The organism is Paenibacillus marinisediminis (assembly GCF_054343325.1).
Window position 1 is genome coordinate 71,601 of sequence record NZ_JBTGUH010000003.1, and the last position, 23,944, is coordinate 95,544.

At 48.6% G+C, this 23,944-nt stretch carries 17 protein-coding genes; 14 read left to right on the top strand and 3 right to left on the bottom strand.

Translation table 11 applies throughout. The annotated features are described in order from the left end of the window. Nucleotides 1-4 precede the first annotated feature (4 nt). On the top strand, nucleotides 5-988 hold the full coding sequence (locus ACXX53_RS09720; protein ID WP_458568446.1) for an ABC transporter ATP-binding protein: 984 nt from the start codon (nucleotides 5-7) through the stop codon (nucleotides 986-988). Further along, the gene (locus tag ACXX53_RS09725; RefSeq protein ID WP_458568447.1) at nucleotides 985-1,959 is read left to right on the top strand and encodes an ABC transporter ATP-binding protein; all 975 of its coding nucleotides are present in this window, start codon (nucleotides 985-987) and stop codon (nucleotides 1,957-1,959) included. Before ACXX53_RS09720 ends, ACXX53_RS09725 begins: the two co-directional genes overlap by 4 nt. A 155-nt stretch (nucleotides 1,960-2,114) precedes the next feature. Here the strand turns inward: ACXX53_RS09725 and ilvD are convergent, their stop codons facing one another. Further along, on the bottom strand, nucleotides 2,115-3,800 hold the full coding sequence (gene ilvD / locus ACXX53_RS09730) for a dihydroxy-acid dehydratase (protein WP_458568448.1): 1,686 nt from the start codon (nucleotides 3,798-3,800) through the stop codon (nucleotides 2,115-2,117). Nucleotides 3,801-4,069: 269 nt separating this feature from the next. Then, complete coding sequence (locus tag ACXX53_RS09735; protein WP_458568449.1) at nucleotides 4,070-5,164, bottom strand: acyltransferase family protein; 1,095 nt, start codon at nucleotides 5,162-5,164, stop codon at nucleotides 4,070-4,072. Between the two features lie 616 nt (nucleotides 5,165-5,780). Between ACXX53_RS09735 and ACXX53_RS09740 the strand changes: the two genes are divergently transcribed. The 5 genes from ACXX53_RS09740 to ACXX53_RS09760 all read left to right on the top strand — a co-directional run bounded on the left by ACXX53_RS09740 (nucleotide 5,781) and on the right by ACXX53_RS09760 (nucleotide 12,680). Beyond that, nucleotides 5,781-6,791, top strand: coding sequence for a 2-oxoacid:acceptor oxidoreductase family protein (locus ACXX53_RS09740; RefSeq protein ID WP_458568450.1), 1,011 nt, complete (start codon nucleotides 5,781-5,783; stop codon nucleotides 6,789-6,791). A 44-nt stretch (nucleotides 6,792-6,835) separates the two neighbouring features. Then, on the top strand, nucleotides 6,836-9,142 hold the full coding sequence (locus ACXX53_RS09745) for a thiamine pyrophosphate-dependent enzyme (RefSeq protein WP_458568451.1): 2,307 nt from the start codon (nucleotides 6,836-6,838) through the stop codon (nucleotides 9,140-9,142). Nucleotides 9,143-9,320: 178 nt separating this feature from the next. Continuing rightward, on the top strand, nucleotides 9,321-10,100 hold the full coding sequence (locus tag ACXX53_RS09750; RefSeq protein WP_458568452.1) for an NAD-dependent protein deacylase: 780 nt from the start codon (nucleotides 9,321-9,323) through the stop codon (nucleotides 10,098-10,100). 80 nt (nucleotides 10,101-10,180) lie between these two features. Further along, the gene (locus ACXX53_RS09755) at nucleotides 10,181-11,668 is read left to right on the top strand and encodes an FGGY-family carbohydrate kinase (protein ID WP_458568453.1); all 1,488 of its coding nucleotides are present in this window, start codon (nucleotides 10,181-10,183) and stop codon (nucleotides 11,666-11,668) included. Nucleotides 11,669-11,765: 97 nt separating this feature from the next. Next, entirely contained in the window at nucleotides 11,766-12,680 is a 915-nt protein-coding gene (locus tag ACXX53_RS09760) for a TIGR01777 family oxidoreductase (protein WP_458568454.1), read from the top strand. 14 nt (nucleotides 12,681-12,694) lie between these two features. Here the strand turns inward: ACXX53_RS09760 and ACXX53_RS09765 are convergent, their stop codons facing one another. Beyond that, nucleotides 12,695-13,594, bottom strand: coding sequence for a helix-turn-helix domain-containing protein (locus ACXX53_RS09765; RefSeq protein ID WP_458568455.1), 900 nt, complete (start codon nucleotides 13,592-13,594; stop codon nucleotides 12,695-12,697). Between the two features lie 175 nt (nucleotides 13,595-13,769). Here ACXX53_RS09765 and ACXX53_RS09770 point away from each other — a divergent pair, with 175 nt between their 5' ends. The 7 genes from ACXX53_RS09770 (at nucleotide 13,770) to ACXX53_RS09800 (ending at nucleotide 23,776) form a co-directional block, all read left to right on the top strand. Continuing rightward, the gene (locus ACXX53_RS09770; RefSeq protein WP_458568456.1) at nucleotides 13,770-14,969 is read left to right on the top strand and encodes a galactokinase; all 1,200 of its coding nucleotides are present in this window, start codon (nucleotides 13,770-13,772) and stop codon (nucleotides 14,967-14,969) included. Nucleotides 14,970-14,973: 4 nt separating this feature from the next. Then, a complete protein-coding gene (gene galE, locus ACXX53_RS09775; RefSeq protein ID WP_458568457.1) occupies nucleotides 14,974-15,963 on the top strand; it encodes a UDP-glucose 4-epimerase GalE in 990 nt (329 codons plus the stop codon). A 39-nt stretch (nucleotides 15,964-16,002) separates the two neighbouring features. Then, a complete protein-coding gene (locus ACXX53_RS09780; RefSeq protein WP_458568458.1) occupies nucleotides 16,003-17,658 on the top strand; it encodes a UDP-glucose--hexose-1-phosphate uridylyltransferase in 1,656 nt (551 codons plus the stop codon). A 16-nt stretch (nucleotides 17,659-17,674) separates the two neighbouring features. Next, entirely contained in the window at nucleotides 17,675-18,565 is an 891-nt protein-coding gene (locus ACXX53_RS09785) for a hypothetical protein (protein ID WP_458568459.1), read from the top strand. Between the two features lie 642 nt (nucleotides 18,566-19,207). Next, on the top strand, nucleotides 19,208-20,728 hold the full coding sequence (locus ACXX53_RS09790) for a copper amine oxidase N-terminal domain-containing protein (RefSeq protein WP_458568460.1): 1,521 nt from the start codon (nucleotides 19,208-19,210) through the stop codon (nucleotides 20,726-20,728). Nucleotides 20,729-20,985: 257 nt separating this feature from the next. Next, entirely contained in the window at nucleotides 20,986-22,416 is a 1,431-nt protein-coding gene (locus ACXX53_RS09795; protein ID WP_458568461.1) for a malic enzyme-like NAD(P)-binding protein, read from the top strand. 322 nt (nucleotides 22,417-22,738) lie between these two features. Next, nucleotides 22,739-23,776, top strand: coding sequence for an ABC transporter substrate-binding protein (locus tag ACXX53_RS09800; protein WP_458568462.1), 1,038 nt, complete (start codon nucleotides 22,739-22,741; stop codon nucleotides 23,774-23,776). Nucleotides 23,777-23,944: the final 168 nt, after the last annotated feature.

Below are 23,944 nucleotides of genomic sequence, written 5' to 3' on the forward strand. Positions count from 1 at the left end.
CGTTATGGCTAATACATTGGTCGAATTTCGAAACCTGCAAACAAACTTCTACACCAGTGGCGGCGTTGTAAGAGCTGTTAACGACGTCAGCTTCTCTATTCGTGAAGGAGAAACACTATGTGTCGTAGGTGAATCAGGCTGCGGCAAGAGTGTAACAGCGATGTCTTTGATGCGATTAATTTCGCACCCAGGTAAGATTGAAGGCGGACAGATTCTATATAAAGATCAGGACTTGCTTAAGATTAAAGAGCGAGAAATGCGTGAGATTCGGGGAAATGAGATCGCGATGATCTTCCAAGAACCGATGACATCGCTTAATCCTGTATTTAAGATCGGTCAACAAATTACGGAGCCGCTTCGTTTGCACAAAGGAATGAGCAAGCAGGATGCTAAGAAGCGCGCAATCGAATTGATTGAGCTTGTCAATATCCCTCGTGCAGCGCAAATCTTTGATTCGTATCCTCATGAATTATCTGGAGGTATGCGTCAACGGATCATGATCGCGATCGCGCTAAGCTGTAATCCTAAATTGCTCATTGCGGATGAACCTACCACCGCGCTTGATGTTACGATTCAGGCTCAAATATTGGATCTGATGCGTGATATTAAGAGTGAATTCAATACAGCGATTATGTTGATTACCCACGATCTCGGTGTAGTGGCAGAGATGGCCGATCATGTTGTCGTTATGTATGCGGGTAAAGTAATTGAGGAAGCGCCGGTTATCGAATTGTTCCAGAATCCGAAGCATCCATACACACAAGGTTTATTACGCGCTAAACCAATTATTAATGAACGTATTGAACGTTTGTATACGATACCTGGACAGGTTCCTAACCCGATTGAGCTAGGGAACAACTGCTACTTTAACGATCGTTGTGAGCACTGCATGGCGATATGCGTAGATAAGCAGCCTTCTTTGCAAACCTATGATAAGAAGCATAAAGCTGCATGTTGGTTGTATGAGAAAGGAGGGGAAGTATCATGACGGCACCATTGCTGGAAGTTCAGAATCTAAAGAAATACTTCCCTATTCAGGGAGGCATCTGGCAGCGGACTGTTGGTCATGTCAAAGCTGTTGATGATGTTTCCTTTACCTTGCAGAAAGGTGAAGCACTTGGCCTTGTTGGCGAATCAGGCTGCGGTAAATCGACTACTGGCCGAGCCATCCTGCGACTGATTGAGAAAACAGACGGTATCGTTAAATTTAAGGGCACGGATATTCACGAATTGAATCGTCGTGATCTGCGTAAGATGCGTCCTAAGATGCAGCTCGTATTTCAAGATCCATACAGTTCATTGAATCCCCGTATCAAGGTCGGAGATGCGATCGGCGAGGCACTGGTTGACCATGGAATCGTCTCCAAGAAGGACATCCGCGATCAAGTCAAAGAAATACTAACGATCTGCGGATTAGCTCCTTATCATATTGACCGTTATCCGCATGAATTCTCTGGCGGTCAGCGTCAGCGTATCGGTATTGCTCGCGCTTTAATTATGAATCCGGAATTCATCGTTGCGGATGAGCCCGTATCTGCGCTTGATGTGTCCATTCAGGCACAGATCATCAACTTGTTGAGTGATCTGCAAGAGCAGAAGGACTTAACTTATCTGTTTATATCACATGACTTGTCCGTTGTAGAGCACTTGTGCGACCGTATAGGTGTTATGTACTTAGGCTCTATGGTCGAGACGGCAACTCGTGAAGAGTTGTTTAAGAATCCGCTGCATCCTTATACAAAGGCTCTGCTATCCGCGATTCCTGTACCAGATCCGACTCGCAAAGCAGAACGTATCGTACTTGAGGGCGATATTCCGAGCCCGGCGAACCCGCCGAGCGGTTGTAAGTTCCATACACGCTGCCCGTTTGCAAAGGAAGTATGCAAACAGGAAGTTCCGAAGTATCAAGACGCAGGCGGCAACCACTTTGTGGCCTGTCACTTCGCGGGACAGTTCTAATAGTAAGATTACACACAACACCCCTCATAAGAAGAGAGTGCAAGGCTCTCTTCTTATGAGGGGTGTTTATTTCATTACTATATAGAATATGGACAACATTAAAGGGCTGAAGGAGTAGCATATAGTCTGCTCTCTCAGCCCTTATTCGAAACGAACTAGATCTTCAATACGCCGCCTTGGCTTGCGTTAGTTACGAGCTTAGAGTAACGAGCAAGGTAGCCAGTCTTCACTTTAGGCTCAAAGCCTGCCCACTTCGCACGACGCTGTTCCATTTCCTCATCAGAAATTTGAAGCTCAATCTTACGGTTGTTCATATCCAGGTCAATAATGTCGCCATCGTTCACGAATGCGAGAGGACCGCCTTCCGCAGCTTCCGGCGAGATATGACCGATGCTGATCCCGCGAGATGCGCCGGAGAAACGACCGTCCGTGATGAGCGCAACTTTGGCGCCTAATCCCATGCCGACGATCTGAGAAGTTGGCGCAAGCATCTCAGGCATTCCTGGACCGCCTTTAGGTCCTTCGTAGCGGATGACAACGACATGGCCTTCTTTAACTTGACCATTCGCAATGCCTGCGAGTGCTTCTTCTTGTGAGTTGAAGCAGATTGCAGGGCCTGTGTGACGTCCGCCAACAGATGGATCTACAGCGCCAACCTTGACGATACAGCCTTCTGGCGCCAAGTTGCCGAACAGCACAGCCAATCCGCCGCGTTCGGAATGAGGGTTATCTAATGTATGGATAACATCTGTGTTAAGGATGTCGCAGCCTTCCACATTTTCACGAAGAGTCTTGCCTGTTACCGTGATGCATTCGCCGTGAAGCGCGCCCTCTTTCTTGAACAGCTCGTGCAGAACAGCGCTAACGCCGCCAGCTTCATGTACATCTTCAATATGATAATCAGAAGCAGGAGCTACCTTAGCCAAATGAGGCACTCGAGCGGCAACCTCATTGATGCGGGAGATTGGATAATCGATGCCTGCCTCATATGCGATCGCAAGTGTATGAAGGACGGTATTCGTGGAACCGCCCATTGCCATATCCAATGCGAAGGCATTATCAATCGCTTCCTGTGTCACAATATCACGCGGTTTGATGTCCTTCTTAATGATCTCCATCAATTGACGTGCGGATCGTTTAACAAACTCGCGGCGGTCCTCAGATACCGCTAGGATCGTACCATTACCAGGGAGCGCGATGCCGAGCGCTTCTGCGAGGCAGTTCATCGAGTTGGCCGTGAACATGCCGGAACAGGAGCCGCATGTAGGACATCCGAATTGTTCAAGCTCCATTAAGCCTTTATCATCGATCTTACCGGATTGATAAGCGCCAACGCCTTCAAATACGCTGGAGAGCGAGATGGAACGTCCATTGGAGTCTTTACCAGCCTTCATAGGTCCGCCGCTGACAAATACGGTAGGAATGTTGCAGCGCAAAGCGCCCATGATCATTCCAGGTGTGATCTTATCACAGTTCGGAATACATACCATACCGTCAAACCAGTGAGCAGAAACGACGGTTTCAACAGAGTCTGCAATAATATCACGGCTTGGGAGCGAGTATCGCATTCCGATATGACCCATAGCGATACCATCATCCACTCCAATCGTGTTGAATTCAAACGGTACACCGCCTGCTTCACGAATCGCTTCTTTCACAAGCTTGCCGAATTCCTGCAAATGAACGTGACCAGGAATGATATCGATATAAGAGTTGCATACCGCGATAAACGGTTTATCAAAGTCCTCTTCTTTAACGCCAGCTGCACGCAGCAAACTGCGGTGAGGCGCACGATCGAAGCCTTTCTTAATCATGTCAGAGCGCATTTTAGGGGCTGCCATTATTCATTCCTCCACTTCATTTGTCACATAATTGCGTGATCATGTATATTTACTAGAGTCTATCACATGGTTTGGCACATTTCTAGCAAGTTCCTCCAAGGAAAGACCATTATGGGCGGATGTCTCTCATCCAGAGAATAGAAGAGGATTACACACCAAAGGCACAGCTTATGCTGTGCCTTTGTGTAGGAGTGAAGCGTATGGGTGTATATGTGAAGCATTCATCAGGGCCCGAATCGGGGGGTGAAGCGTTAGCGGGGGGGGGGGAGCTAACCTTGCTTCGGACTGCGACGCCAAACGCCGCGCCGGACCCATCCAAATACTGCTTCGCTATTTGGTTCAATGATAACATGCGCAAATCTTTTAACATTAGGATGAGCTAACATCACGGTGAAGCCTATTGATGCTAGAATGAGCAGCGCGCAGCCCAAGCCATCATGAATGTTGTTATATAGGCCGAAATATTCGGCAAATCGGACAATAAATCCGTGGATTAGAAATACATATAATGTACGTTTGCCAAGATCAGTGACGGCACAGGTTCTTTGTGGAACCCATGCGAGAAAGGCGGCGGCTGCGATAAACTCAATGCCATAGATGCACAATCGATATACGATGGGATGCAAGTCACTGCTTAACCAGCCAAGCTCGCGGAATGTCATGCTGTTCATCAACCAAGACGGCTCCATGTAAGGAGCTGCATAGAACATACCGACTAATAATAAGGCTGAAATAGCGGCGCCAGTAAGTCGCTTCCAGACGTGCATATGAGAACGGAACCAGTTAAAGTTCCAGGAATAACCGATAATAAAGAACGGAAAGTAAACGAAAGTTTTGCTCAATGCAAGCCACGTTCCGCTAACTGGAATAAAGCCAACCAGAATTCCTAGTACAATAGACAGTAAGACCGGGTAACGAACTTTCCAATGTATAAACAAACGCATGAGCAATCGCCATATGACATGCCCGACTAAGAACCATAGCAGCAGGAAAGGCACGAAGAAGGAATGCTTAGTGCCAGGCACCTGAAACAAGGTGTAGTCGAAGAAGGAATATATCGACTGAAAAATGATATATTGTAGAGCGATCTGGATCAATACTCGATTGCCAGCAGGTCCCGTTAAGCTTCGACGCGCAAAGTATCCTGTAACTCCGACGAACAGCGGCATATGGAACGTATAGATCCATAAGAATATTGCTTTCATTTCCGGAATCCTATAGATAAGCGGTTCGATGGCATTCGATACGAATACCGTGACAATAAGTAGAAATCTTAGGTTCAATCCGAAGATCTCTCCACTCCAAGGCGAGTCTTTCGGACTTACTCCGGACCTGTTAAACCAGCGTCTGAAGTGCGCCAACATGTTCTAATCCTCCCTAAGTGAATCCTAGAAGTCAAGCAGGGGTTCATGTGAAACAGTTCATTTTTTTACAACTAATTTACCATATGAAATAGCAATACATTGTGATGATAGTCACAACTATGAGCGTGGATACTCCCTGTATAATGACAGAACGTTGAACGCAGTGATGTAATTTACATTATAGCCGGCTCAACAGGCAGGAAATAGACGGCTGACGTCGAATAGTGCATATGAGCTGTAGATGAGAATAAATTAGAAGTAATGATTCCGTTTAGAATTATCCTACTGCGCGTAATTGCATACGCATCATGCTTATACCTCCATAATCTTTGGCTAATTAGTCACGAATTCCGTTCGGTCTGTACGTGATACCTCAAATTTGAATTTCTTCAATTCACACAATTGTCAAAGTGTAATCGCCTACAAGTGACGCATGTCACAAAAAAAGCTTTTTGTAATGCGGTACGATCTTGTCAGCCTATTACAATATGGCTCTACTTGTCTTTCTGCGGGTTTCTTCTATTTAAGAAGTACGATCTGCAGCGGGACATCAACATATCATCACGTTCCTTGCCTCCAATAGGTTAAAGGATTTTTTGGAAAGGAGACCTATTATATGGTCACATTGCCCAAAGTGAACGATCTTGGATTCTTCGAGATTCGTCTCGAGTCCATCGGGGGGCTAGGCGCCAATCTTGCAGGCAAGATGCTCGCGGAAGCCGGAGTTACTGGCAGCGGGTTGAATGGTGTCAGCTTTTCCTCCTACGGTTCAGAGAAGAAAGGTTCTCCCGTTAAGGCGCATATCCGTTTCTGTATGCCAGGGACGCTTATTCGGGACACAACGCCTGTTGAACGACCGCATATTGTAGGCATCTTTCATGAATCACTTTATAAGTCGGTAAATGTTACGAGCGGCGTCAGCGAAGACAGCTTGGTACTCGTGAATTCCGCTAAAACTCCACAGCAATTAAAGGATAAGCTCGGCCTGCTCGGAGGTACGATCGCTGTTGTAGACGCGGTTAATATTGCGCTGGAAGAGAAGAATCGCGTGAACATGGCGATGCTGGGCGCCTTATTCCGTCTATGTGACTTCCTTGATGCAGAGAAGATGAAGGATGTTATTCGCAAATCGCTGGAGAAGAAATACCCGCAAACCGTGCAGCCCGCGATCAATACGTTCCAACGCGGATATGATGAAGTTAAGTTTGAAACATTTGCAGTGCCTGAAGGTGTGACGATGCCAGAACCTGTACGCTGGGATGTACCTGTGCTGGGATATGAAACTCAACCGATCGGTGGAGTTGTCGTTAACCCTGGTAACTCGATATTAAAGGACCTAAGCATTTCTCGGGCAGGAATGATGCCTCATTTCCTAGAAGACAAGTGCATTCATTGCGCTGCGTGCGATAATGTATGCCCTGACTTCTGTTTTGTATGGGAAGAGAAGCCGGACAAGAAGGGACGTCCGCAAATGTTCCTGCAAGGCATTGATTATCAATATTGCAAAGGTTGTCTCAAGTGCGTTCACGCTTGTCCGACAGACGCGCTCGCTGAAGCGCGGGAAGAGGACGGCTATTCGGACGAGCACCGGACACCGCACCGTTTTTCCTTAGCCCAGATGCTTTAATGACACGTTTTCAGCCAAAGATCGATTAAGGGGGATGAGGACCTGTGGCGATTGAATACGACAAAGAGGTCACAACCGGAACCGTAGAACAACGGATGGTCTATGAGTCCGGCAATGAGATGGCGGCTTACGCTGCGCATCAGATAAATTATCATATTATGGGTTATTATCCGATCTCTCCTTCCACTGAGGTCGCACAATTTTTAGATCTAATGAAAGCTAACGGTCAACACGATATTAAGCTGATTCCAGCCGACGGTGAGCATGGTTCTGCTGGTATTTGCTATGGTGCTTCTACTGCAGGCGGCCGCGTATTTAACGCGACAAGCGCGAATGGTTATATGTACATGCTGGAGCAAATGCCGGTTCAATCCGGTACTCGCTTCCCAATGGTGCTGAACCTCGTGTGCCGCTCGGTATCCGGACCGCTTAATATACATGGGGATCATTCCGACTTGTATTTTGCATTGAACACGGGCTGGCCGATCTTGCTCTGCCGTGATCCGCAAGCTGTATATGATATGAACTTAATGGCTCTTAAGCTCGCTGAGGATTCTGAAGTTCGTTTGCCGGTAATGGTAGCCTTCGACGGCTATTTTACATCTCACCAGAAGCGTAAGGTGCAAACCTTTGCGAATCGTGAAGATGTGCATGCTTTCGTAGGTGAACAGCCAGTACGCGGCTTTGCAGATACGCTTGACCGCAACAATCCGATCACAGTTGGACCGTACATGAACGAGCCGGACTACATCAACAACTGCTATCAGCAATCTATGGCGATGTATAAGGCTGGCGAAGTATTCGATCGTATCCGCAAGGAATATGCGGTACTGACTGGACGCGATTACCCGATTCTGGATCAATATCGTATGGAAGATGCAGAAGTCGCTGTATTCTTGTTGAACTCCGCAGCCGAGATTATTAAGGATGTCGTGGATCAATTAAGAGCGATGGGGATTAAAGCGGGCTCTATCTCGCCGAACATTATCCGTCCGTTCCCAGCGAAGGAAATCGCGGAAGCGTTGAAGCATGTGAAGGCTGTTACGGTCGGTGATCGCGCTGATTCCTACGGCGGCCATGGCGGTAACATGGTGAACGAGATCAAGGCGGCATTCCTGACGCATGGCGTTCACGATACGTTAGTGATCAGCCGCGTCTATGGACTCGGCGGTAAAGACTTCTACGCAGAAGACGGTCACGCGCTGTTTGAAGCGGCTATTGAAGCAGCTGAAACAGGTGTTGTGGCGAAACCGTTCGACTATCATGGACATACGCCAGGTGATCCGGCTAACGCTCCGAAGCGTGTCATAGAGCCGATGAAATATGAGGAGCTGAAAACAGGGCTCATTACAGTTACACCTAACGAAGAGACAGGCAAGCTGAATGTGCGTATTCCGCCGCTTCGCAACCTGACACGGAAGCCGAAGCGCATAGCGCCAGGTCACGGCGCTTGCCCAGGCTGCGGCATCTTCTCTGGTCTGGAGCTGTTCTTTAAAGGAATCGAGGGCGATATTGTCGCCTTGTTCCATACAGGCTGTGCGATGGTCGTAACGACTGGATATCCGTATTCGGCCCATAAGGCGACTTATATCCACAATCTGTTCCAGAATGGCGCTGCAACGCTGTCCGGTGTTGTTGAGATGTTCTGGGAACGCAAACGTCGCGGAGAATTGGATTATTTGAACCTGCCGGATGATTTCACATTCGTTATGGTTACAGGCGACGGCGGTATGGATATCGGTATGGGACCAGCGATTGGAGCTGCTCTGCGCAATCATAAGATGATTATCCTTGAGTATGATAATGAAGGATACATGAATACAGGTGCGCAGTTGTCCTATTCGACGCCGCTTGGTCACCGCACATCGACTTCTAACGTCGGTAGTGCTCAAGCAGGCAAGCTGTTCCACCACAAAGATACCGCTCAGATTATGGCTGCTACACATATTCCGTATGTGTTTACTGGAAGTGAAGCATTCGCGCAGGATCTGGTGAAGAAGGCTGCCAAGGCACAGTGGTATGCACAGAACGAAGGACTTGTGTATGGTAAGATTCTGATTGCTTGTCCGCTGAACTGGTTGTCGGAAGACAAGGAAGGCACGAACATTGTAAACGCGGCAGTTGACTCCTGCTTCTTCCCGCTGTATGAAGTGGAGCACGGCGTTACCAATATTACGTACAATCCTGAAGAGAAGAACAAGAAGGTTCCGCTCTTAGACTGGCTAATGACGATGGGCAAGACTCGCCATATGAAGAAACCAGAGAATGCGGATGCACTCAAAGCGTTCGAAACTGAAGTAGAGCGCCGCTGGAACATGTTGAAGGCGAAGCACGAAAGTCCTTATCTATAAGCTGATATTGAGCCATAGCTCGGATATCTGAATCCAAGCCTCCTGATCCACACGACATTGTGGTGAGGGAGGCTTTTTAGCGTTATTGGGCTGCGCTCAGTATTCCCTCAATTTTCTCTATTCGCCAAATACATGTATACTATAGGAATCAGAATAAGCTTGAAGGAGGCGCTGTAAATTGAATGATTCTAGCCTAGAAGCGCAAGCTATCAAGCTGGCGCGCGATCTGCTGCACAGCGAACGAATTGTGTTCTTCGGAGGTGCAGGTACCTCTACCGAGAGCGGCATTCCTGACTTTCGGTCAGCGGGAGGTGTATTCGATAAGGAGTCGAAGTATCCCTACCCACCGGAAGAGATGGTAAGCCGCCCCTATTTTTATGAAGATCCGAAAGGGTTCTATACCTTTTACCGAGATAAATTGCTGCATCCACATGCTCAGCCCAATGGTTGTCACCGGGCTTTAGCTAAGCTGGAGCAAGAGGGAAGCCTGAAGGCGGTTATCACGCAAAATATTGACGGTCTTCACCAAGCTGCCGGAAGCCGGGAGGTGCTAGAGCTGCATGGAACGGTGCATCGCAACTATTGCTTGAGCTGCGGTGCGGAGTATGATCTGACCGCGGTTTTGAACAGTGATGCCGAGGTGCCCCGGTGCCCCGCGTGCGATGGCATATTGAAGCCGGATGTGGTGCTGTACGGCGAATCGCTGCACGATGATGTCATTGAACGTGCCGTTGACCATGTGAGAGCGGCTGATCTGCTCATCGTTGCGGGAACCTCGTTATCCGTTCAGCCCGCAGCGAGCTTCGTGCAGCTGCGCCGCCCAACTTCGAAGCTGGTGCTCATTAATCGCACAGCGACAGCAATAGATCGTCATGCTGATGCAGTGTATCGCGAACCGGTAGGTCAACTGCTAGAGGAAGCGTGTCGGTTCATGTTTAAGCTGCAGCAAGATGAGTAATAAACAATATATATACAGAAGTGCTCGAAGAGGTTCCGTTACCTATTCAATCATTCGCACATAGGGGAGGTACATAGAGGATGTACATGCTTGGGATTGATCTTGGAACGACAAATCGTAAAGTAGGCATATTCGATGAAGATGGCCGTGAAGTAGCTTCTGCGAGTCGACCAACGTTAGTAATAGATACCGGAAAGGGTTACTCTGTGTATGATCCTGAGCAGATGTGGCAGGACGTGGCGGACATGATCAAGGAGGTTACCACTAAGAGCGGAGTATCCGGCATTCAAGTGATCGGTATCGCGAGTATGGCGGAGAGTGGACTGCTCGTCCACCGGGACCATGGAACGGTCCAATCCCCGCTTCTGCCATGGTTTGATACGAGCTCATCACCGCAGGCTGAGCGAGTGCGCAGCTCAGACACCGCCTTAGCTTTATTTCAACGAACAGGACTGCATCTCTCGTTCAAGCACGGTCTTCCGAAGCTGTTATGGCTGCATAATCAAGATTCGGGCATGTTCCGCGATGCGGTATGGCTGAGTGTATCGGGCTATATTGCTTATCGATTAAGCGGAAGGATGTCATGTGATCCTTCGCTTGCAACGCGTACCTTTGCTTATGACATGCGTACTAAGCAATGGGATAAGGATTGGATCGCATCGTTTGGCCTGCCCGCCGATTTATTCCCAGAGGTGCTGCCAAGCGGCACACCGCTTGGAACTGTCCTGCCGGATATAGCTCGGGAGCTTGGGCTGTCCACTGAGACAACTGTAGCGATCGGCGGTCATGACCATGTGTGCGCTTCCCTTGCGGTTGGCGCTATTCAGCCAGGCGAGGTCTTTGCTTCGATGGGAACCGCTGAGACTTTAGTAGGGATGATGAACCCGAGAGAGCTGGGGCAAGCTGAATTCGATACAGGTCTGTCCTACGGTTTTCATGTCATTCCAGGCTACCAATTCTGGATGGGAGGCAATCCTGCGTCGGGCGGTGCAGTCGAGTGGCTGCGCAAGCAGTTGGCGGATGAAGCTCTTGGGTATGATGATATTATACAGATGATGTCTGACATTCAGGACGGCCCGGGTGAAGTGCTGTTCTTCCCATATTTATCGGGAAGCGGGGCTCCGTATCCGAACTCGAAGACGCGCGCTTCCTTTATCGGACTGTCCTATGCGCACGGCAAGTCGGATATGATTCGTGCTGTATTAGAAGGAACAGCTTATCAATTGAATATGATTAAGAACAGCGCAGAACAGGTATCGGGTCATCCGATCCGAGAGGTTCGCGCAGTTGGCGGCGGTACACGTCTGTCATCGTGGCTGCAGATGAAAGCGGATATTATGAACGCGGCGATTATCGTTCCGCCCGTTAAGGAAGCCACGATGCTGGGTGCGGCATTCACAGCACTGCTTGGGGCAGGGCATGTGAAGGGGGCGCAGGAGCTGCAAGCGCTGGCCGAGCGCAGAGGTGTGACACGCTACGCGCCAGATCAGGCGCGCTATGAGCGATACCATGAGCGCTACGTGCGGACGTTTGAGCCAGTAGCTGCGATGCTGCGCGGATTGTCGTAACAGCCGCTATGACCGAAAGAACGATGACTAAATTAGATCACATCCAAGTATAGTGCTTGCGGGGATGCCGCACTGGATATCGAGAGGAGGAATTAGGATGAAGCGAAAGGTAGTACTGGCAGGAGGCTCGGGATTTCTTGGAGAGTCGTATGCGAAGTCTCTACGGAACCAGGGAGATGAAGTCGTGATATTAACTCGCGGCCGAACAAATGAACGTGACGGTATCCGATATGTGCAATGGGATGGACGCACAATAGGTGATTGGGAACGGGAACTGGACGGGGCTGACGCTGTCGTTAATTTTACCGGGAAAAGTGTGAACTGTATCTACTCTGAAGCTAACCAGAAGGAAATCATCCGCTCTCGACTCGATTCCGTCAAAGTGATCGACGAGGCGCTGCTTCGAGCTAAGCAGCGTCCTCCAGTCCTCGTGCAGGCAGCCTCGCTTGCCATATTCGGCAATACGAAGGAACCGCGAGATGAACAGGGAGTGCACGGAACGGGCTTCTCCGTAAGAGTGTGCCAGATGTGGGAGAAGGTATTCTTTCAGACCTCGATTCCGAATGTGCGCAAAGTGGCTCTTCGAATAGGCTTCGCACTTGGTCCAGGAGGTGGAGCGCTCGAGCCGTTAATGAAGCTCACCCGGTATGGCCTTGGAGGTACTGTTGGCCGCGGAGATCAGATGATTAGCTGGCTTCATCTGGACGACTTAAATCAGATCATCGATTATGTGATTCAGAATCCAAACGCGGAAGGTATATATAACGCAACGGGTCTGCAGCCTGTCACGAACCGAGAGTTTATGAAGACGCTGCGGACGGTGATGAATAAAGGCTGGGCGCCTGCTGCGCCTGCTCCGATCGTACGATTGGGAGCCTATATGATCATGCGCGCTGATCCAGAATTGGCGCTCTCTGGGCGGAATTGTATCCCGAAGCGCCTGCAGGATGAGGGCTTCTCCTTTAAGTATACGAATCTGGAGCAAGCGCTAAGGAATATTATTCAAGATTAGATGAATGCCCGACATCACTTTTTCGTTGGGCGGTTCGTCTGGTAGGACAAGATAGACGAGCGATATTGTGTTGGCGACTGTTCATAGAATCTCCGGAATTGACGGGAGAAATATAACGGATCTGTCAAGCCGACAGAGGCTGCAATCTGCTCAACAGATAGATCAGGCCGATCTCTAAGCAGCTGCCTGCCCTTATCGATGCGAAGCTTGAGCAGGAAGGTAATCGGCGACATTTCTGTTACCTGTTTGAACAGGCGCGACAGATAGGCCCGGCTGTAACCGAGGCTGCCAGCCATCTGCTCCATTGTAAACGGATGCGCGTATTGAATAGACATCATGCGGATCATTTGGCGCACAATTTGCTGAGCTTCATTTTCAGGTTTAAGATGCTCTGCATCCTCTGATACAGATTGATAGTTTGCATATGCTGCCATGATGAGATATAGAGAGCCGCATGCTGATAGATCACATGCCATTTCACGCTTCTGAAATGCGGTCCGCATACGCTCCAAGCCCTCAGCTGCAGTCGCATCACCGATTGCATGGATGGTTGGCTTCGATTCCGTGAAGCCTGCGCGTCTGATGAGGGCTTTTGCTTCATCTCCCTTGAAGGCAGCCCAACGATATTTCCATGGCTGTATTGAATCAGAAACATAGCTTACGAGCTGATTTGGCGCGATCAGAAAGGCATCGCCTGGTCCGAGCTCATAGGTTCGTGCTTCCGTTATATAAGTTCCGTATCCCTCTAATATATGATGCAGCAAATAGTAGTCATAGAGTTTGGGCCCCAGCTTGTGATTGGGCTTCGTTTGGCTCTCGCCTGCAAACAGAATATGAAGTGCTTTGCGTTCGATAAGCGATGGATTAGGAGAAACTTCATAGGTAGGCTCATTAGCTTGTTGGCTTGATGACATTGCGTTACCTCCAAGTTAGGGTTAAGTATATCATTGGTTAATAACTATGATATCACATATGTCCATATGGTGTTCACATCCGGCACTTACTCGTTTCTGGCAGCACCATTACAATAGATATTACATAATGGTATTCATACAGCATTAATAATCATGCTAATGGGAGGTTTCGTCCTTGAAGAATGATCAAATCTTACTCAAACCGTTTTTGGATTGCTTTGGTGCAAGTGATTTGCCGGTTCGATTTTTCCATGCGCCAGGTCGTGTGAATCTAATCGGAGAGCATATTGACTATAACGGAGGCTGGGTTCTGCCAGCCGCGCTCCAGATCGGAACGACTCTATTAATTCGACCTCGTCAGGATCAGAAGATTCGTTTGGTCAGTCTTCAATTTTCAGAGCGAGCTGAAGCTAATTGTGATGAACTGCCAGCGACGAAGTCTGGTGTATGGTCGGACTATGTATTTGGCGTATTAGATGAAATGAAGAAAGCAAATATGCCGATTCGAAGAGGCTATGACGTGCTCGTATCTGGGAACATTCCGAATGGCGCGGGTCTGTCCTCATCTGCTTCACTAGAAGTCGTTGCTGGATACGCCTTCATTACAATGGAAGGTTATGAGATTGAGCGAACAGCGTTAGCTCTGCTTGCGCAGCGTGCGGAGAATCGCTATGTTGGGGTCAACAGCGGCATCATGGACCAATTTGCCGTTGCTCAAGGCAAGCAGGATCACGCAATCATGCTGGATTGCGACTCGCTCCAATATAGGCTGGTGCCATTTCGGATTCATGGCTATAAGCTCGTCATCGGCAATACGAATAAGCGCCGCGGTTTAGTAGATTCCAAGTATAATGAGCGCCGCTCACAGTGCGAACAAGCGTTAACAGCACTTCAGCTGCATATTGACGGTCTGGAGCATCTGGCACAGCTTAGCCCAGAACAATTCGAAGAAGCGAAGCACCTTATTAGTGATGAAGTGGTCAGACAGCGAGCAGAGCATGTTGTGTATGAAAATAAACGCGTTGAACAATCCCTTCAGGCGCTCGAAGCAGGAGAGCTTCTCACTTTCGGCAAGCTAATGATCGCTTCTCATGAATCGTTGCGCGACTTATATGAAGTGAGCTGTACCGAGCTGGATATTATGGTTGAAGAAGCGCTCGCAGTGGACGGAACGATCGGATCGCGCATGACTGGTGCCGGCTTCGGAGGATGCACGGTTTCACTCGTAGCGGAAGAAGCGGTGGAAACGTTTATTGCTGCAGTCGGATCACGTTATAAGGAGCGTACAGGATTAGAAGGCGAGTATTATGTGTGCGATGTCGGCAACGGTGTAGAAGAGATTGTGAGCTTAGCAGCACAACAACAGGAGGCGTAGGATCATGTCAGTTCTTGTAACGGGCGGAGCGGGATATATCGGATCTCATACTGTAGCGGAACTAATCGCATTAGGTGAAGAGGTGGTCATCGTTGACTCTCTCGAGACCGGGCACCGAGGATCGGTACTGGGCGGTACACTTGAAGTTGGCGATATTCGTGACCGCGGCTTTTTGGACCAAGTATTTGCAAAGCATGAGATTGAAGCGGTTATTCACTTTGCGGCTTATTCACTTGTTGGGGAGAGCATGACTAACCCGGCGAAATACTACGATAACAACGTTCACGGAACGCAGGTGCTGCTTGACGCGATGCAAGCGCACGGTGTTAAGCGGATCGTGTTCTCTTCAACAGCGGCGACGTATGGTGAGCCTGAGCGCACACCGATTGAAGAGGGCGACTGCACGGAGCCGACCAATGTTTACGGTGAGACGAAGCTGACGATGGAGCGTATGATGCGTTGGTTTGATCGCGCGTACGGCATGAAGTATGTGGCGCTGCGTTATTTTAATGCTGCTGGTGCGCATGAAAGCGGGCTGATCGGCGAGGACCATCGTCCTGAGTCTCATCTCGTGCCGCTTGTTCTCCAGACCGCGCTTGGCAAACGTGATGAAATATCGGTGTTCGGCAGCGATTATCCGACGCCGGATGGAACGTGTATTCGAGATTATATCCACGTCACTGATCTGGCAGATGCGCATGTAATGGCACTAAAATATTTGCGCAACGGTGGGGACAGTGATACGTTTAATCTTGGCAACGGACAGGGCTTCTCAGTGCTGGAAGTCATTAAGACTGCGGAGAAGGTGACTGGACGGGCGATCAAGACGGTTATTCGTGACCGTCGCGCGGGAGACCCGGCAATACTGATTGCTTCAGCTGAGCGCGCGAAGCAGGTACTCGGCTGGAAGCCGAAACGCGAGTGTCTGGATGTCATCATCGAAAGTGCATGGCGTTGGCATGTGAGCCATCCAAATGGATATTTGGAATCTTAGTAATCAGATGAACCAATACCAACTGGGGAGGCTCTTATCATGGGAACGATGAATGAACATCAGGTGAGCGGCATGAGTGACGGCGATCTTCAAGCCGCGGATACCTGTAAAGCGCTGTCTTTCTCAGAAGAAGTGTGCGAGACGATAGAACAGCTGATTCAATATGCGCGTGCCAAAGGGATGATCGGCGCATTAGATTGCCCGGATGTGCGCAACAAGCTTCTGAATCTATTCAGATTGCCGGAGCCGTATGACGGCTACTGTACGGAGTATGGCGCTGAGCAGGAAGCTGTACGAGGGCTGCAAGACATGCTAGCTTTGCTGCTGGATTATGGATATGCAATCGGATTGATCCCGGACAATTCGACTACGCAGCGCGATCTGCTGGATGCGAGCATAATGGGTATGCTCATGCCGCGTCCTTCAGAGGCGGCTAATCAATTTTGGCAAACGGCTCGGACTGAAGGAATTGTACAGGCGACACGTCATTTTTATAACTTGAGTATCGACAGCAATTATATTCGGATGGATCGTGTACGGAAAAATGTAGAATGGGAGCATGAGAGTGAATATGGTCCGATTCAGATGACGATCAACGTTTCCAAGCCCGAGAAAAGTCCGCAGGAGATAGCACTCGCCAGACAGCAGCCGAGTTCATCTTACCCGCAGTGCCTGCTGTGTGCTGACAATGTTGGCTTTGCAGGACACGCTAATCATCCTGCCCGGCAGAATTTACGCATCATACCGTTGACATTAAATGAGGAAGCTTGGTATTTTCAATATTCGCCTTATGTTTACTATAACGAACACAGCATCGTGTTTAAAAGTGAACACGTCCCGATGAAGCTGACAGAAGCCAGCTTCAAGCGCTTGCTGGAGTTTACGGAACAGTTCCCGCATTATTTCATCGGCTCGAATGCGGATCTTCCAATTGTCGGCGGTTCTATTCTGAGCCATGACCATTTCCAGGCGGGATGTCATACATTCCCTATCGAGCAAGCATGCGCGGATCATTCGTTTACATATCCGCAATTTGCTGGTGTCCGCGTCAGCATCGTTCGTTGGCCGATGTCGGTGCTCCGTCTTGCTGGAGAGGATCGAGATACATTGCTGCAGGCAGTTAATACGGTATTCGAAGCTTGGAAGCAGTACAGCGATCCTTCTGTCGGTATATATGCTTATTCAGGGGATGGTGAGCAGCGTACTCCGCATAACACGGTGACTCCGATTGTTCGCAGACGGGGGACAGCGTACGAAGTCGATGTAGTACTGCGCAATAACCGTACAAGTGAGCAGCATCCGGAAGGTATCTATCATCCGCACCGCGAGATGCATCACATTAAGCGGGAGAATATCGGACTCATCGAGGTAATGGGCTTAGCTATTCTGCCTCCAAGATTATTGCAATCTATCGCAGGAATTAGCGCGCTTCTGACAGGAGCGGAGTCTTGGGAACAGCGGAAGGCTCAGATGAACGAGCATGATGAGCTCACAATTCATCGCGACTGGATCGATATGCTGGTCGAACGCTACGGCTGCGGCAGCAGTGCGGTAGAAGCGGAACGGATCGTGAAGACCGAGCTGGGACGAGCATTTGTTGAGATACTGGGTCATGCAGGCGTTTACAAACGAGATGAGGAAGGCCAGCGCGCATTTATTAGATTCACAGAGCAACTAGGGCTATTTCAAATCTAGAGAACGAGGTGTATTTATGACAAATGTAAAGTTGGATATAGTAGAGAAAACTCCATTTGGACGCAGTCTTCATGTGGAAAATGATCGTTATACGATGTTAATTCCGTTGGATTACGGTATTCGTATTATGCACTTTAGTCTGCGCGGCGGTGACAATGTGTTCCTCCATGATGTGGATGGGAACATTTCGCAAAAGGGTGAGGCGTTTAAGAAAATGGGCAGCGAAGGCTGGCAGATTCGCGGCGGCCATCGCCTATGGGTAAGTCCTGAGGCATTTCCACGCAGTTATTCTGCTGATGATCAGCCCATTCAATGGACAGCTACGAACCAAGGTGTCATTCTAACTTCTCCAGTTGAGCAATGGACTCTCGTACAGAAGCAGATTGAAATTGTGATGACAGAAGAGGAGGTTATTCTGCATCACCGAATTACAAATGAAGGCGCTTATCCCATTACAGTGACGCCTTGGTCAATCAGCGTGATGGCGCAGGGCGGAACGGCCGTCATCCCGCAAACGAAGCGCGAAACGGGAGTGCTGCCTAACCGTACGCTTACGCTGTGGCCTTATACTCGAATGAACGATGAGCGTGTCCAGTGGGGTGAGGATTTCATTACCGTTCGTCAATCTGTTACTGCGGACTGCGCGTTCAAGATCGGTACCAGCAATGAGCCGGGCTGGGCGGCTTATGTTAATAATGGCGTTGCATTTGAAATTCGCCATGAACATCAACTAGGTGCCGTATATCCTGACGGCGGATGTTCCTTCGAATGCTATACAAACGAGCATATGCTCGAGCTGGAGTCGTTAGGAGTGCTGTCGACGATTGAGCCGAGTGAGACGGCTGAGCATACGGAGAGATGGCGTATTACACCGAATATGAGCGTCGAGAAATTAATGGAGCGATAATGAAGTCGCAGGGAAGCGTTGGTGGTAATGGCTGTATGGTGCTGCCTAATATGTCTCTCCGTGAGCATTTGGGTGTTATCCCATTCAGTCAGGATGCTAGGGGATCCCTTAGATAACTAACAAGAGAACCATCAAGCCGTTAATTGTGGCTTGATGGTTCTTTTTCACATTTACTCGCGCAGCCGTAAGCTAAGCCCGAGACGTAGAAAATTGACGTCTCAGCCGCGGAAGAGGCCTCGCGTAGCCTCCAACCCAGGCTGAGACGTAAAAAAACGACGTCTCAGCTCCAAAAACGGCTCATGCGCGGGCTGAGACGTAGAAAACTGACGTCTCAGCGGCCGAAGTGGCCTCGCGTAGCCTCCAACCCAGGCTGAGACGTAAAAAAACGACGTCTCAGCTCCAAAAATGGCTCGCGCGTGAGCCGAGACGTAGAAAACTGACGTCTCAGCCGCCGAAGTGGCCTCGCGCAGCCGCCAACCCAGCCCGAGACGTAAAAAAACGACGTCTCGGGAGTCGAAAGTGCTAATCAACAGCGGGCAGCGCATGTGAGATAAAGTCTTTACAATCTACTTATCGCAATTCATAATGGATATGGCATGATATTACTATATTTTGCCTACACATTATGGAGGTGTGAGAAACATGCGTATTCGTAAAGGGATAGCAGTTATGCTATCTGCCCTGCTTCTTGTGCTCGCTGGCTGTCAATCAGTAGGCGGAGTGGACATAGCAGGCGTAATGACACGATCTGCAGAAGTAACTTCTAGCGAAAGCAAGAGTACGTTATCCATTAAGTTTGATGTAAACGAGAAAGCTAAGCTGACAGAAGAAGATAAGCAGATGTTTACGCTTATAAATGGTCTTCAGCTTGATCTAAACACGAAAGCGCAATCATCCGAACAAGTATCAATGAACGGTAACTTGAAGATGGGAGGAAAGTCGCTTCCATTTCAGCTTAGTCTAGATAAAGAACAACTTGCCTTCAACGTAGAAGGGGCGAAGAAACCATTTGTCCTTCCGTTGACAGCTGATGAGGACTTGGATGAATTTGCAAGTCTACAGCTTGATAATGCTGAGATGGTTAAGCTGCAGAAGACATTCGTTAAGTTCTTCACGAAGCATGCGCCTAATCCGAAGGTAACGACAGTGACTTCTGTTATGGAGCCGATATTCGGACAGAATGAATCGCTGAAGAAGATACATATGGAATTCGGTGCTGATGAATCCTTTGGCTGGGTTCGTGATTTCATGAAGTCCATGATTGCCGACGAGCAAGGGACGAAAGCTTTTTTTGCTGAGATCGGCAAGCTGTACGGACCATTGTATGAAGAGCTTATGTACGATGAATCTTCGATCATGAAGGATGGCGAAGTTTTCTCTGTCATTGCATATAAGTGGCTGAAAGAGAACGGCATCAAGATGCTGGATGAGCTTGAAACGGGCTGGAAAGAGATGACGAAAGAGTCACCAGAGCTTGCTGTCATCCTTAGCGATAAGACGAAGCTGAAGCTGGACATGTATGTTGATGGTGCATTGAATACCAAGAAGACCAACGTTGAGTTCAACATTGCACTGCCAGAAATGGAAGAAATCCCATTGAAGGGCATCAGCTTCCAAGCTGTATCCGAGATGATAAATATCAACCAACCAGTAACAATAGACAAAGTGGATACGAAGAATGCGATTAATATGGCAGAAGATACTCTGACTCCAGGTCAAATGCTGAGAAACTTTGAGAAGGATTCCCTCGCCTATGAACTGCTCATTAATGCTGGAATAACGAGCAAGTACATCGTGCTGCCAATCACGGATGATCCGTATGGTGACTGGCTGTATGAGGGCCCTGCTCCTTATGTAACCAATGGTACGACGATGGTGCCGCTCCGTTATGTAGCTGAACAATTTGATGCGGATGTCAAATGGGATGGTGCCTTGAAGCAAGTTCGTATCGTAGACGATATTACGGGCAGTGTAATCGTATTGACCATAAACAGCAGTCAGGCAACAGTTGACGGTGTTGCGAAGAAGCTGCAAGGTGCGCCTGTACTGAAAGACGGCACGACGGTATACGTTCCGCTCCGGTCGATCGGAGAGCTTCTAGGCGCTAAGGTAGGCTTTGAACCAGGTGGAGATGTAGATTATGTTATTTTAGAACGTAAATAATCACGATTGATTAGCGAAAGCTCAAGCTTAAAGAGATACTCTTTAGGGTTGAGCTTTTTCGTATTTATACCCCATAAAGAGGTATTTATAAGAGTGACAATTGATTTTTATTCAATTTGTTGGAGGATTTTGACAATGGGTGGAGAAAATGAAAGAGGTTACAATTGTTCACCTTCATTCGCATCTGAAGCAATTGAATCAGGCTGTGGAAGCTGGTGGCGATGTAGAAAGCATCCGCTCAAAGGAGTGTAGCACTTATGTCCAAATCATTAGGCTCTAATACTAACATCATTATTCGTATGGAAATTGACAAGAGCAAGTGCACGTTTGCCCAAGTAGCGTCTGCTATCGGAGAAAGCGGTGGCGATATCGTAGCGATTGACGTCATTCGCAGCACGAACACTTCGACTGTACGAGATATTACGGTCAATGTGTATGATGGAAGTGTGGGAGATCGAGTAGTAGAAAGACTTAAACCGATTGATGGGGTAAATATCGTAAACATTTCAGATCAGACCTTCCTTCTTCACTTGGGAGGCAAGATAGAGATGCAGCCTAAGGTGCCGATTCGCAATCGGGATGACTTGTCCCGCGTATATACTCCGGGTGTAGCACGCGTATGTATGGCGATTCACGAGGACCCGAAGCGCGCCTTTACGTTGACGATCAAGCGTGATACAGTTGCGGTCATCTCAGACGGTACAGCCGTGTTAGGTCTTGGCAATATTGGACCCCGAGCAGCTATGCCGGTAATGGAAGGAAAGGCCATGCTGTTCAAACAGTTTGCAGGTGTTGATGCATTCCCGATATGCTTGGATACGCAGGATCCGGACGAGATCGTCAGAACGATTCAAGCGATCGCGCCAGGCTTCGGCGGAATTAATCTGGAGGACATTTCCGCGCCGCGCTGCTTTGACATCGAGAAACGACTAACGGAAGCACTGGATATTCCCGTGTTCCATGACGATCAACATGGTACCGCAGTCGTCCTTCTGGCTGCAATTATAAATTCACTGCGCATCGTAAAGAAGAAGCTTGAAGATTGCAAGATCGTATTGTGCGGCATCGGTGCTGCAGGAATGGCATGTACGAATATACTTCTGGAAGCAGGCGCGAAAAATATTATCGGTGTCGACCGCCAAGGCGCGCTTGTTCGTACGATTCCGTATGAGAATGAAGCTTGGAATCAATATGCAGCGAAGACGAATCCGAATGAAGAGTCAGGGAGTTTATCAGAAGTTATCCGTGGTGCGGATATCTTCATCGGCGTATCTGGCCCAGGCGTGTTGAAGAAAGAGGATGTGCTGGCCATGGGATCGGATCCGATCGTATTTGCGATGGCGAACCCGACGCCGGAGATCGATCCGGATGAGATCGAGGGCATTGCGCGCATCATTGCGACGGGACGTTCTGACTATCCGAACCAGATCAATAACGTGCTGTGCTTCCCTGGATTGTTCCGAGGTCTGCTTGACAGCCGGGCATCGAGAGTTACAGAGAAGATGAAGCTTGCTGCTGCACATGCCATTGCTCAGGTCGTCACGGATGATGAATTAAGTGAGCTGTACATTATTCCGTCAGTGTTCAACGATAAAGTTGTGCCTAGGGTTAGAGATGCTGTTATCAACTCAGCGTATGAAGAAGGCATAGCTCGCCGCAGAGATTTCAGAGAGAAGAGCTCGCACTGATAGAAGATTGAAATAGTTGTGCTATCTATAGAATCCATAATACCCGTATTCCCTGCATGCTTGGGGATGCGGGTTTTTTGTTGATTCCGGGAAGGGAGTATCTCAAAATAGTCATTTAAAATAGAAATTATCATTGACAGACTTTAAAGCAGCTGTACAATATACTTTAATAGATTTATGCATTTATGCTTTTATGCGTTAAACCATTATAAGTTATGGATCAAATTAGCGCAGAGGCAGACCAACCACTCGATACAGAGAATGAGAACGGTGGGGTAGAGGGATTTATTATATGCTTCATAAACGGAAGGGGACAAATGTCATGAAATCGAAGAGTTATGTATTGGTGTCGCTGCTGTTGATCGGGTTATTGACGTTTATGACAGCATGCGGTGAGAAGAACAAAGACGCAAATAATGCGGCATCTGGAAATGCCGGCATCCAAGCCAAAGAGAAAGTGAAGATCGGAATTACCCAGATTGTCGAGCATCCATCTCTTGATGAAGCTCGCAAAGGCTTTATAGCAGCATTGAAGGATGCGGGCTATGTGGAAGGCGAGAACCTTGAGATTGACTTCCAGAACGCGCAAAATGATCAAAATAACGCAGCTACAATTGCCCAAAAGTTTGCATCAGATGGCAAGGATCTAATACTTGCGATTGCGACACCATCCGCTCAGACAGCGGCTCAGAACATTAAGGATGTACCAATATTGTTTACGGCGGTAACGGACCCGCTTGGCGCTGGTCTTGTGCAAAGCATTGAGAAGCCTGGCATGAACGTGACAGGAACGACCGACCTTCATCCGGAAGCGGTCTCCAAGCTGATGGAGTTCATCAGCAAAAATGTAAAAGACGTAAAGGCTGTTGGCATTATGGCTAACGAAGGCGAACAGAACACGTTGACAAACCTGAAGCAAGCTGAAGACGCACTAGTTAAGCTGGGTATTAAGGTTGTGAAGGCGCCAGTATCCAACTCTTCTGAAGTGAAGCAAGCTGCAGAATCGTTGATCGGCAAGGTACAAGCGATCTATGTACCGTCGGATAACACAATCGTCAGCGCACTCAACGCGGTTATTGGGGTAGCGAATGAGAATAAGATTCCATTGTTCGTAGCAGAGAAGGATTCGGTGAAAGCAGGCGGAGTGGCCTCGTACGGCTTCGAATACTACGATCTGGGATATACCACTGGCAAGATGGCTGTCGAGATCTTGAAAGATGGCAAGAAGCCGGCAGATATGGCGGTTCGCATCCCAGAGACGCTTGATCTTGCTCTTAATATGAAAGCTGCCGCAGATCAAGGCTTTGAGGTAACAGATGCGATCAAGAGTGAAGTGAAGCCAGAGAACCTGTTCAAATAATGATCCTGTCTGCAACAAGTATTGATGCGTATGATGTTGCGGTCCGCTCCCTTTCAGGGGGCGGGCTTTTCGCTACCATCCCATTTCAAAGCTGCAGCGCATGCTGTTCCAGCTCTGACCTGACAGGAAGACTCAATTGATGAACATTTGAAACGCTGAGAAGCCTCG